Source organism: Dolichospermum compactum NIES-806, from assembly GCF_002368115.1.
Classification (GTDB): Bacteria; Cyanobacteriota; Cyanobacteriia; order Cyanobacteriales; family Nostocaceae; genus Dolichospermum; species Dolichospermum compactum.
Genome location: NZ_AP018316.1, coordinates 905,593 through 918,197 on the forward strand (window position 1 = coordinate 905,593; position 12,605 = coordinate 918,197).

At 38.6% G+C, this 12,605-nt stretch carries 10 protein-coding genes; 6 read left to right on the plus strand and 4 right to left on the minus strand.

Translation table 11 applies throughout. The features are described 5' to 3' along the window. Positions 1-820 precede the first annotated feature (820 nt). The 5 genes from CA730_RS04255 to CA730_RS04280 all read left to right on the plus strand — a co-directional run bounded on the left by CA730_RS04255 (position 821) and on the right by CA730_RS04280 (position 6,493). Complete coding sequence (locus CA730_RS04255) at positions 821-1,354, plus strand: YdcF family protein (protein WP_096671273.1); 534 nt, start codon at positions 821-823, stop codon at positions 1,352-1,354. 105 nt (positions 1,355-1,459) lie between these two features. Next, positions 1,460-2,623, plus strand: a complete 1,164-nt coding sequence (locus CA730_RS04260; protein WP_096664406.1) for a GuaB3 family IMP dehydrogenase-related protein — start codon at positions 1,460-1,462, stop codon at positions 2,621-2,623. Positions 2,624-2,963: 340 nt separating this feature from the next. Beyond that, positions 2,964-3,287 (plus strand): thioredoxin, encoded by a 324-nt coding sequence (gene trxA / locus CA730_RS04270; RefSeq protein WP_096664411.1) that lies wholly within the window; start codon positions 2,964-2,966, stop codon positions 3,285-3,287. A gap of 364 nt (positions 3,288-3,651) precedes the next feature. Next, entirely contained in the window at positions 3,652-4,722 is a 1,071-nt protein-coding gene (locus CA730_RS04275) for an LOG family protein (RefSeq protein ID WP_096664414.1), read from the plus strand. Between the two features lie 448 nt (positions 4,723-5,170). Then, positions 5,171-6,493 (plus strand): D-alanyl-D-alanine carboxypeptidase, encoded by a 1,323-nt coding sequence (locus CA730_RS04280; RefSeq protein WP_096664417.1) that lies wholly within the window; start codon positions 5,171-5,173, stop codon positions 6,491-6,493. A gap of 199 nt (positions 6,494-6,692) precedes the next feature. On the opposite strand, the gene lptC is transcribed toward CA730_RS04280, so the two are convergent. From lptC to metG, 3 genes are all read right to left on the minus strand, one after another. Beyond that, positions 6,693-7,937, minus strand: coding sequence for an LPS export ABC transporter periplasmic protein LptC (lptC, locus tag CA730_RS04285; protein ID WP_096664420.1), 1,245 nt, complete (start codon positions 7,935-7,937; stop codon positions 6,693-6,695). Continuing rightward, positions 7,937-8,566, minus strand: a complete 630-nt coding sequence (locus CA730_RS04290; RefSeq protein WP_096664423.1) for a LabA-like NYN domain-containing protein — start codon at positions 8,564-8,566, stop codon at positions 7,937-7,939. The genes lptC and CA730_RS04290 overlap by 1 nt, the downstream gene beginning before the upstream one ends. A 220-nt stretch (positions 8,567-8,786) precedes the next feature. Further along, the gene (gene metG, locus CA730_RS04295) at positions 8,787-10,382 is read right to left on the minus strand and encodes a methionine--tRNA ligase (protein WP_096664425.1); all 1,596 of its coding nucleotides are present in this window, start codon (positions 10,380-10,382) and stop codon (positions 8,787-8,789) included. 803 nt (positions 10,383-11,185) lie between these two features. Between metG and CA730_RS04300 the strand changes: the two genes are divergently transcribed. Continuing rightward, positions 11,186-12,031: an alpha/beta fold hydrolase gene (locus CA730_RS04300; RefSeq protein ID WP_096664428.1), complete on the plus strand. Its 846-nt coding sequence runs from the start codon at positions 11,186-11,188 to the stop codon at positions 12,029-12,031. A gap of 159 nt (positions 12,032-12,190) precedes the next feature. Here CA730_RS04300 and CA730_RS04305 read toward each other — a convergent pair whose 3' ends face one another. Further along, positions 12,191-12,580, minus strand: coding sequence for a DUF1815 family protein (locus tag CA730_RS04305; protein ID WP_096664431.1), 390 nt, complete (start codon positions 12,578-12,580; stop codon positions 12,191-12,193). Between the last annotated feature and the right edge of the window lie 25 nt (positions 12,581-12,605).

A 12,605-nucleotide genomic window follows, 5' to 3' on the forward strand; every position in this document is an offset into this window, starting at 1 on the left:
TGAAAAACTAACCACTAATCAAAAATTAATATGAATATGATATTGAAGAATTATTAGAAAATTGGTTAGAGTTCTTGCAGATAGAAACTATTTCTGACTCAACTACCTACAAATTCTATCATGATAATTTCCGCCAATGGCTCATAAAATCTCTGTTTTGATCCTGTTCATCCTTTAATCCTGTACATCTTGATAGCGCAGCGTGGCGTATCACTCCTCCGTCGTCACGCAAGCTATAGCCATTTCTGACAATTTACCTAACTAGCCACTTAGGAACGCAAATTTAATAACCTGCAATTCTGACTTAACCTGAAATGGTGCGTTACGCTGTCGCTAACACACCCTACTTTTGCACTTTATTTAATTCATATTCCTTAATATTAGTAGCAAAAGCGATCGCCTCGAAGGTAAATATAAAGATTTATGTATTCTTTCCTGATTGTATTGATTAAGAATTGAGAATTATGTTTGTGAAACCAAATAAATCATTGTCACATATAGCAAGCAGTTACACTAATTAAAATTCTTAGGCGTGTTAAGTCTTATAGTAAACCTAAAAATTATGTTGTCAATGAGTGGTGAGACACCTTTGATTAATTTTCTCAGATAGTTTAGGATATGGCAGAAATTACAGCGACGTGGATTCAGTTACTATGACTGCAAAGTTACCAACTTCTTTTTAGGCATACTTCGCAGAAACTTATACTAACCATCATCCTTATGCATCATGGTACTGATTGTTAAAGAAAATTCTCGTCCGAATAGACATACTTATCGAGCCTTGAATAAGCTAATTTTGACAGGGAAATCTGTGAAATTTATGGCTTGTCTCCTACCCTTATTTATCTGGTGGGGGTGCAAAGCAGTACAAAACCAATTTGTACAACCACAAGCAATATTAGTTTTGGGCGGTTCTACTCGCTTGCTAGAAAGAGAAAAGTTTACAGCCAAATTAGCTCGCCAATATCCCAATATACCTATTTGGATTTCTGGAGGCAGTCCACCTCAGCATACTAAAAAAATATTTGCCAATGCAGGAGTTGATACCCAGCGTTTAAATCTAGACTATGAAGCTGTAGACACAGTTACTAATTTTACTACGACAGTGGACGAATTACAATATCGGGGAATCAAAAGTGTTTATTTAATCACATCTGACTTCCATATGCGTCGTGCTTGCATCGTTGGTGAAATTGTTTTGGGTAGTCGAGGCATGAATTTTAAACCGGTATCAGTTCCTTCAGAAAATTCACCAGAACCGATTCAAAAATCTATTCGGGATGGTGCTAGGGCAATTATTTGGGTAGCCACAGGTTATACAGGTGCTAATTACGCCAATAAAAGTAGACCCTAGCACATCAGAACAGAATTAAAAATTAAAAATTTTGAATTGTCCCCAATTCCCAATATTACCACAATTTGATACCCTAGCTTAAACAGTTTTGAGAAAAGTTAAAGCGTGGAAATTCAACTTGGGCGGGGAAAAGTGGCGCGTCGAGCCTATGGAATTGACGAAATTGCTTTAGTCCCTGGTAACAGAACTCTCGATCCGAGTTTAGCTGATACTAAGTGGCAAATCGGCAATATTGAGCGAGAAATCCCCATTATTGCCAGTGCAATGGATGGTGTGGTTGATGTAAAAATGGCTGTTCGCTTGTCCCAGTTGGGGGCATTGGGCGTAATTAATCTAGAGGGTATCCAAACTCGCTATGCCGACCCCGAACCGATTTTAGATCGGATTGCCTCCGTCGGTAAAGATGAATTTGTCAGCCTGATGCAAGAACTATATGCTGAACCAATAAAGCCGGAATTAATTGAAAAACGTATTCAGGAAATTAAACAACAAGGCGGTATTGCGGCAGTTAGCGCAACTCCAGCAGGTGCAAGCAAATATGGCGAATTCGTAAGTAAAGCGGGAGCAGATTTATTTTTTATCCAAGCTACAGTAGTTTCTACTGATCACCTGTCTCCAGAATCTATTACTCCCCTTGATTTAGCGGAGTTTTGCCGTTCTATGCCCATCCCTGTGGCATTGGGCAATTGCGTTACTTATGAAGTCACCTTAGAGTTGATGAAAGCTGGTGCAGCAGCGGTATTGGTGGGGATTGGACCTGGCGCTGCTTGTACTTCTCGCGGAGTATTGGGCGTGGGCGTACCTCAAGCTACAGCGATCGCCGATTGTACAGCCGCTAGAGACGATTATTATCGGGAAACAGGAAAATATATCCCCATCATTGCTGACGGCGGTTTAATCACTGGTGGAGACATCTGTAAATGTATTGCCTGTGGTGCAGATGGTGTCATGATTGGTTCTCCCTTTGCCAGAGCCGCTGAAGCCCCTGGACGTGGTTATCACTGGGGTATGGCAACTCCCAGCCCAGTCTTACCTCGCGGGACTCGCATTCGCGTGGGTACAACTGGAACTCTAGAACAAATACTCAGAGGACCAGCCGGTTTAGATGACGGTACTCATAATCTGTTAGGAGCTTTAAAAACGAGTATGGGAACTTTAGGGGCGAAAAACATTAAGGAAATGCAGCAAGTCGAAGTTGTCATTGCTCCTTCTTTACTAACCGAAGGTAAGGTCTACCAAAAAGCCCAACAGTTAGGTATGGGTAAATAACTCAAAGGGTCATTAGTCATTGGTCAGTGGTTAGTGGTCATTGGTCGGGGTTTTCTGCTAACAATGGGCAACGGACAACTAACTACTGACAATTGACAACAACTTTGAGAATGACTGGAAAAATCACATATCTAGCCTACAATAGAGATGGCGGAGACAAAAGTTTCCGTTCACTCCTCACACCACACTCCGCCCGGACTAATGTTCGGGCGGTTCCTTATGGTATGGATAAGTTTTCTAGTTTCCTGGCAAATGTATATCCTTTATCCTTAAGAGGGTGTTTTTGCTATGGTAGAATTTTCACCAACCTCGGAAATATCTTATGTAAAGGTTTTTAGGTATGTCAGCAGCAGAACAGGTTACAGATTCTACGTTTCAGCAAAAAGTCATCGATAGCGACGTTCCCGTATTAGTTGACTTTTGGGCTCCTTGGTGTGGTCCATGCCGCATGGTAGCCCCTGTTGTGGACGAAATCGCCACTCAGTATGGAGAACAATTAAAAGTTGTCAAAGTCAATACTGATGAAAATCCTCAGATTGCTAGTCAGTATGGTATTCGCAGTATTCCTACATTAATGATTTTCAAAGATGGACAAAAAGTAGATATGGTGGTCGGTGCTGTACCTAAAACCACTTTATCTAACACCTTGGAGAAGTATCTTTAAGCTGAATAGACAATAAACTTAGCTTAAGTTATTCATTTACAAGATCAATTACAGAACGAAAATGGTGCTTCCTCTATCTTTTTTTTAATCACAAAAAAAGCCTAGTGTCAGTACCACTTTCAGACATTTTTGTTCTAATTGTTAGTCAACTAAAGATTAGTTACTGAAAAGCCTATATTGTAACAATTACAATCAATATGGGAAATATCATGTAAAATAACGTCAGTTACTAGTACAGGAAGGCAAAGGTCAAAAAGCAAATTACATAAGTCTTTTCAGGATTTTTAATTATTGTTAGTTGATTTACGCTTTACTGTATTAGCAACTTCCGTTAGAATATAATGCCATTATTGCGGCAGTAAGTATGACTTCTGAAGCGTCCTTTTCTTCGTTAGATTCTCTCCAAGCGAATATTGCTGAACTAATAGACCGATTACCGACACTAAAACATAGGCAATTTATTCAGCAATCACTCACAACAATTTTGCGTCTTGCTGATAGTGATATTGAACGTCTGGATTGGAAAATATTATCTGCCGCTTTAGCAGATATGGAATGTGGTTTTCAATTATTTTATAACTACCGCCATGTTCGGAAAATTACTATTTTTGGTTCTGCCCGTCTAGCACCAGATACACCCACATATCAAATGGCAGTTGCATTTAGTCGCGCTGTTTCTGCACTAGGATTTATGATTATGACAGGTGGTGGTGGTGGGATTATGCGAGCTGGTCAAGAAGGTGCTGGTAGGGAAAATTCTTTTGGTTTAAATATTCAGTTACCTTTTGAGCAACAAGCTAACCCAATCATTGAAGGTGATGCTAAACTAATTAATTTTAAATACTTTTTCACTCGCAAGTTATTTCTTCTGAAAGAAAGTGATGCTGTGGCTTTGTTTCCTGGCGGTTTTGGCACTCAAGATGAGGCTTTTGAATGTATAACATTGAGCCAAACAGGTAAATTTGGTCCAGTTCCTTTGGTGTTAATTGATCAACCAGGGGGTGATTATTGGCGTTCTTGGAGTCAATATATTGATGAGAAATTGGTAAAAACAGGACTTGTTAGTCCAGATGATCCGAGTTTGTACATTATTACAGATAATCTTGAAGTTGCTTGTAATGCCATTACTGGATTTTACCGAATTTATCATTCTAGTCGTTATGTTGGTGATCAGTTGGTGATCCGGTTAAGAGAAGATTTATCGGATGCTCAAGTGGAATTACTTAATACTCATTTTTGTGATATTTTGCTGACAGGTAAAATTGCTAAAAGCCAAGCATTACCACAGGAAGAACAAGATGACACATCTAATTTACCCCGGTTAGTTTTAAATTTTAATCAACGAGATTTAGGGCGTTTATATCAAATGATTGGGATGATTAATCAGGTGGGTGTCCCCACTCCAGAGGAATTGGCACATCCAGAAAGGAAGTAACCTAACCTATACCAATTTATTAATTAGCCAAAATATTTTATTCCTAATACATAAAACTTGCACTATGGGAATAATATTTTATTGTTGAAATATTATGTAGAGCTTGCTGTATAAACCGAAAACCTCAATAAATCAAGGGTTTACGGATTAGAAATGTGAATTAGATGCAGGGAATTAGCGTTGAAACCGTTCATTTACCGAACTGACAAGTCAGTGCTTAGCTATCACTTTGCCAGATTTAATCTTATAATTTCCCCTTTAATTCTTCCTCCTGACTCGGTGACTCCTCCTATATTCTATCAATACTGATCAATATAATCAGGCTCGTATATTGGTATAAGTTGCTAGGAAAAGAGGGAATTGAAAGTTAAAAATAGTCTCACAATATAGTTGACGCTTAGGAAATTAAAGAAAACTCTTACCAATTGACGAATAAAGGAATTTAAATATGCTGGAATTACTAGGATCAGGTTTGTTTTCTATCTGGCTAGAAGTGGCTAAGGCGCAGATTCAACCGTTAGAAGCCTTGAGTGTCTTGGCTTGGCAAGGTAGTTCTAATTTGATTCTTGTCCCTGATCCAAGTCCAGCAAGTGCTACCACAGTTCATGAATATCTTAATGGGTTAATTTCGTCAAAATTAATTGACAAAAATCTCATGCCTTCTCAGGGGATTTGGTTGCAGTCAGGACCGATGCTGATGGCTAATCATCAAGGTACTACACCTTTACCTGCTGCTTCTTTAACTAAGGTTGCTACTTCCTTGGTGGCTTTGAAAGCTTGGGGAGCGAATCATCAATTTGAGACTTTAGTTAGTAGCACAGGACCGTTAGTAAATGGGGTGGTGCAGGGTGATTTAGTGATTACTGGTAGTGGAGATCCTATGTTTGTGGGGGAGGAAGCGATCGCACTGGGAAATACTCTGAATAAAATGGGGATTAAGCAAGTTAAGGGCAATTTGCTGATTACTGGGGCTTTTGCGATGAATTTCCAACGTCATCCCTTACTCGCCGGTCAATTACTCAAACAAGCGCTAAATCATCAAACTTGGTCTCGTTCTGTGGTTTTCCAATACTCAGTTATGCCCAAGGGAACACCTAAACCCCAAGTGATTATTGCTGGTAATATTAAAGTAGATCCTCGACCGCAAGTTGGACAAACTTTACTGGTACGTCATCTTTCCTTACCTTTGCAAAAAATTATTAAGGAAATGAATGTTTTTAGTAATAACGATATTGCGGAAATGTTAGCCAATTCTGTAGGAGGAGCAGATGTAGTTAGCGCTACAGCATCTCAACTTGCTAGATTCCCACAGTCAGAAATTCTCTTGATTAATGGTTCTGGTTTAGGGAAAGAAAATCGAATTTCTCCCAGAGCCGTTTCGGCTATGTTCATGGCATTGCAACGGGAGGCTAGTTTTTATCAGTTAAGTTTAGCTGATTTGTTTCCTACCTCTGGACTGGATCATAGAGGAACAATCCATTCTCGACATATGCCCAAAGCAACGGTAATGAAAACTGGTACTCTCAATGATGTGAGCGCTTTGGCTGGAGTTGTCCCCACACGCGATCGCGGTTTGGTTTGGTTTACAATCATTAATCGTGGTGGCAATGTATCAGCTTTTCGGGTTCAACAAGATAAACTTCTCCAAAATTTAGAAAAAGAATTAGAAGTATCTACTGACATTCCTGATCCTGTCACACCTCGATTAGATAATTCTTTACCAAATTTTGGCGCTGCTAATCGTAATCAAGTTTTGTATAAGCAATCGTAGGGGGAAGGAGTCAAGAGTTCAGGAGTCAGGAGTCAGGAGTCAGGAGTCAGGAGTCAGGAGTCAGGAGTCAGGAGTTCAGGAGTTCAGGAGTTCAGGAGTTCAGGAAGAAAAACAAAGAAAAACAAAGAAAAACAAAGAAAAACAAAGAAAAACAAAGAAAAAGAAAATTTCTCCCTTGCCCCCTGCCCCCTGCCCCCTGCTACCTACCTTCCTGGGGAATAATTTCTGTGACTACTCTGCTTTCGGAGGAATTACCACCTTTAACAACAATATTTTCTGTTTCTAAATTACCGACGGCTGTTTCCCCTTGAAAAGTTAGTTTTGGTTCAATTTGACGATAAATTATATTTCCTTGAGCTTCTAACAATTTTTTATCTAAATACCAAGTTAGTTGATTTGATTTTAAAGACTGACTACGTTGTCCAACCGCATTCACATTACCAGTGAGATACACCGTGTTTTCTGGTATGTTCATTTTTCCCTGATTAGCAGTCACAGTCACATTCTCAGCTGCTTGGAAGATGCGAATAGGAGAATTTGTGGTAATATTTTCTTTGTTAATATTCCAGGTGATAGAGTTACTAGTAACTTGCATTGGTGGAGATACTAACTCTAACTTTGCCTGTGGTTTGAGAGTGGCAATTTGAGTTTTTAAATTAATTTCTGCGGCGTTACCATCACCACGTGCAGTAATTTTGTTATCTTTATATCTTTCGATTTGAATAGGGCGATCGCTAAATAATTTCTCCTCCTTAATATGCCACATTAAATGCTCAGTTCGCATTTGTAACTGTGGATCTCTGGATTTAGCAACTACTCCTTGTGAAAATTCTACCCGTTGTTCACGAGTTTTAATCTTGGCTTCTTGAGCTACAGCCTGTAATTGTTTATGACTACCATTTAACTGATTGCGAACAATCAATAAATCTTCTTGAGGTCGCCATTCTAACTCATTAGCCTTGAAAACAATCCCATTACGGGGATCGGTAGCGACAATTTTACCTTGAAGAAATAGTTGCTTACCATCTTGCTTAATGTTAGCTTTTTCTGCTTTAATTTGGTAGACAACTTTTCCATCTTGGTAAAGTTCTCCTTCAGGACTGTCCGCTTGACCTACTTGTTTATCTGTAGTGTACTTTGCCTCTTTAGCTTTAACTTTCCAAACTGGTCTACCTACCTCATCAAATTGTTCAAAAACAATCCCAAAAAAAGTTACCTTAGTATCATCATCCTTTGGATATGAAGAATCAGGTTTTGATTTGGTAGGTGATGGATTACCGCAACTCGATAAGCATAAACCTAAACATAATATCAAAGGTAGGTAAAACCAATTATTTGGTAATGTTAACCCCAAAAATGAATAGAAGTGGGGAGAATGATGTTTAATTCCCCTCTGATGTTTTCCATCTTGTCTTCCATTCTCCCTCGCTTGTGAATGTTGCATTATTCTGGAACTTCTAGATGTCTACTACTATCTCTAGGATCGTCTAAAAAGCCCATACTAGACAATGGCCGATATGGATAACTTTGACGGGGGGTTTTTTGGATATCTTCTTTGATGGCTTCTAAATCAATATAGCGATCGCTCACATTAATTAAACTATCACTAGTCATAGAACGCAAACTCACCACCTCTACCCTCACCCCACGATAGCTCACAGAATTGACAGCATAAGCCAAATCGCCGTCACCGCTAACTAAAACTGCGGTATCATAGGAATCGCACAATGCCATCATATCAACAGCTATTTCCACATCTAAGTTAGCTTTTTTAGAGCCATCTGGTAATTGCACCAAATCCTTCGCAATTACCCGATAACCGTTACGGCGCATCCACAACAAAAAGCCCTGTTGCTTCTCATTTGTTCGATCTACACCTGTATAGAAAAAAGCCCGTAATAGCCTTGATCCGCCAGTCAAACGGCACAATAACTTAGTGTAATCAATTTCGATTCCTAGTTGTAGCGCCGCATAAAATAAGTTTGAGCCATCAATAAAGATAGCCACCCGACCCCGATTTTCCAAAACCTGTTCTGGGGTAAATATTGAGTCGTTTTCAAAATTGTTCAACATTGTTGTCATACCTTGTGTTGTTATCCCTGTTATGATAGAAATTTCTAACTATCTACTTGTTAGAGTTGCTTATGATAAGAATTCAGAAGGCAAGAGGCAAGAGGCAAGAGGCAAGAGTAAAGATCAATATTGTTCTTTATTTCCTGTTCCCTGTTCCCTGTTCCCTGTTCCCCGAATTCTTTAGTTTTTCAAGAAATTCGCAGTTCCCAAAATTAATTTTTTATTTTAATGTTTCTATCCGTTTAAACACTGGTTTTGGTGTTCCCAATATTTGTTTATCGGATAATATTCCCCATGTTGAGTGGGTACAAAAAGGTGCTAAAATTGCACCTTCTTTTTGTTCATTAAAATTTATTCCCCAGCCTAATTGCTGATAAATATCACTGCTGATATTAGGAATAATTGGGGATAGAAGATAAGCTGCTAGTCTGACAGATTCCAGCACCGCATATAGCACCACTTCTACTTCTGACTGTTTACCTTGTTTATATAATGACCAAGGAGCTTGATCATCAATAAATTTATTACTGGCTTGTACCAGAGATAAAACATAGTGACAGGCTTCATTAAAAGCTAATGCTGTGTATGCTTGCTTCACCCTTTCTCCCAACTCTAACCCCATTGCTTTCAAAGGATTTTCAATGGGAATGGCTGATTGGTTAATGGCTGGTACTTGACTAGCACAGTATTTCTTCACCATGTTTAAAGTCCGATTTAACAAATTACCTAAATCATTCGCCAAATCTGCATTCAAAACATTAATGAACCTTATTTCATTAAAATCGCCATCCTTCCCAAATTCGATTTCCTTAAGGAAGTAATAACGAACGGCATCACTACCATAATTTTCCACTAAAGTAATAGGATCAAGGGTATTACCTAAAGTCTTTCCCATTTTTTGACCATCTTTAGTTAAAAAACCATGTCCAAATACCCTGTCTGGTAAAGGTAAACCCGCTGACATCAGCATTGCAGGCCAGTACACAGCATGAAAGCGTAAAATATCTTTACCAATCAAGTGCAGGTTAATCGGCCACCATGATTGTAAAGCATTAGCTAAAGTTGCTTCTGCATCTGGTTCTAACAATGCTGTTACATAACCCAGCAAAGCATCAAACCATACATACAATGTATGTTGAGAATCCACAGGGACAGGAAAACCCCAATCAAGATTTACCCGCGAAATCGAAAAATCCTGTAAACCTTGAGCGACAAAATTGAAAACTTCATTTCGTCTGCTGACCGGTTGGATAAAATCTGGATGGGATTGGTAAAACTCCTCTAACTGGGTTTGGTATTTAGACAAGCGAAAGAAATAGTTCTGCTCATCTCGCCACTCTACTTGTTTGTTAGTATGGATAGGACAGTGTTTATCTGCGAGTAAATCCCGTTCTTCCTTAAACTCTTCGCAGGAAACACAGTACCAACCTTTTTGTTCTCCTTGGTAAATGTCGCCATTTTCCCAAACTCGCTGAAAAAACTCTTTAACTATCGCTTGGTGACGGGGTGCTGTAGTCCGACTAAAGCGATCATATTGAATATCGAGTAAATCCCACAAGTTAAGAAAACTGGGAACTATTTCATCACAAAAATCCTGTGGTGGTTTTCCTAAATTTGCTGCTGAACGCTGAATTTTTTGCCCGTGTTCATCTGTACCTGTAATTAGTAGCACTTGATGTCCCTGTAAGCGATTAAATCTGGCGACTACATCCGCTGCTATAGTTGTATAAGCACTGCCAATATGCGGAACATCGTTGACATAGTATAGTGGTGTGGTCAGTGCAAAAGTCTTTTCTGTTTTATTCACAAGATTCATGGACTATAAAAGCAAATTATTAATCAGTTTTCTCTATTAATAATCTAGATGATTTAGACAAAACTACGCAATTATATAACATTGCTACTTTTTTTTCAAACTCCTGGCGATGGATAACAACTTTATGGACTGAAGAATTGTTTAATTACTTCTATAAATCCACCTGATTTTTAACTAAATCAGAGAAAGTATTTACTAATAATCATGGTAAAACCTGTTTCTTTCCTTGGTAGTTACAGAGAATACACTAACTGAAACTCTAGCGATATAACTAATTGTGTGGATATAATTTTGCATATCAGATGTTCTCAGTGATAATTGACCAACCCGTTAGTTTCAATTTTGAGTAATTTACTAAGTTGTCGTTGGAGAAATTCCTAATTTAGTGGGACTTGTTTGAGAATTTTTAATCCATTAATCCAGGACTTACGCAACTGGCACATTGGTAGGGTGCGTCAAATATCAACAATCTGTTTATTTGCAGGATTTATGCAGTCTGACGCACCCTACAACAGATTTTTGGTGTGACACTTGCGTAAGTCCTATAATCATTGAACTAACTATTAAAAATTTACTCAAAGCATTTAGCTAATGTCTAAAGGCTGAATGATGAGTCACATACTTATATATGATGAATACAAATTGCTATAAATTCTGTAATTATGGTTTCAGAGTGGGTGATTTTTTATCTAGAAAGGTTGATTTTAGACAGATGAGAAAAGATAAAAATTTCGTCACAATCCCTATCTGGATAACGGAAAGGGTAAAGTTAAAGATAGAGTAGATGAATAAAAATAAGTAAAATGCCAGCAGTTGATCCTAAACCTTGTTTTTTAACGCCAAATCCAGTACGATCAGATTCTCCTTTATTTATCTATTTGCCAGGTATGGATGGGACTGGTGAGTTATTGCAATCTCAAATCCCAGAATTAGCCTGTGGTTTAGATATTCGTTGCTTGTCCATACCCAAAAACTGTCTGGCCACTTGGGATGTTTTAGCGAAGAATGTTTTGGACTTGGTTCACGCTGAGTTAGAAAAAAGCTGTCAACGGACAATATATCTATGTGGTGAATCTTTTGGTGGTTGTTTAGCAATACAAGTAGCTATCCAGTCGCCGCAGTTATTTAAGCGTATTATCTTAATTAATCCTGCTTCGGCTTTGCAGCAGCAATCTTGGTTTAATTGGATATCCCAGGCTACTCAATTTGTACCATCATTCCTATTTGATATTGGTGCATTGGGTTTGTTACCGTTTCTAGCATCATTAGAACGGATTTCTCCAAGCGATCGCTATACACTACTTACAGCTATGCGTTCTCTACCATCAGAAACCGTAAATTGGCGCTTATCCTTACTGCGAGATTTCCAGGTTGATAGCAAACAGCTACAAGAGCTAACACAACCAATTTTACTCATTGGCAGTGGTAGCGATCGCCTATTACCCTCTGTAAGTGAAATTGCTCGATTGGCAGATATTCTACCAAATACTCAGACATTTATCTTACCACATAGCGGTCATGCCTGTTTATTAGAGAAGGATGTCAATCTCTATCAAATTCTTAAAGATAATGATTTTTTAGAAGTTAATATCACTGTACCAAAAATTACCAAATCAACGCACAGTCCTATTTTCACCAAGTCTTTGTGAGGCCGGGTTATATTAGTATAGGGGCAATTTATCTAGCTTGCGTCCGAAAGGGTCTTGCCCCTACAATGTGCAATTCTCCAGAGATATTATAGCCCTATCTTCATCCTCCCACAGGTAATAGAAAGTAGCAGCCTGAAATACCAATATAGTGTCAGGGAATTATCGGTGAGTTTTCACAATTCCCACTGTATTCTGTAAAATCCTTTTACTTTTTGGAGATGAATACTCAGTATCTCTAGAGGTTTGCATCGCCTCTTTGACAAGAGTAGCTAGTTCTTCTAACTGATTAATTGCTTCTGCACCCTCTAATTTCATTAACTCTCGATCATCACGCATTTCTGTCCAAGTAATCCCATAATCGGATACCAAAAACCGGATTAAATGATTATCGCCTAAGCTTACCATAAAAGATGCACTATTCATTTGGTCGCCGCAAGTATAACAAGAAGCAGGATAACCATACCTCTCTAGTACAACTGCTAAAGCTTGCAAATTCATTACTAAATCTTGAACAAATTGTCTATACTCGTTTGCTAGTCTTAAAAACACTTGTCCCTCCAGATACCACAGTCAT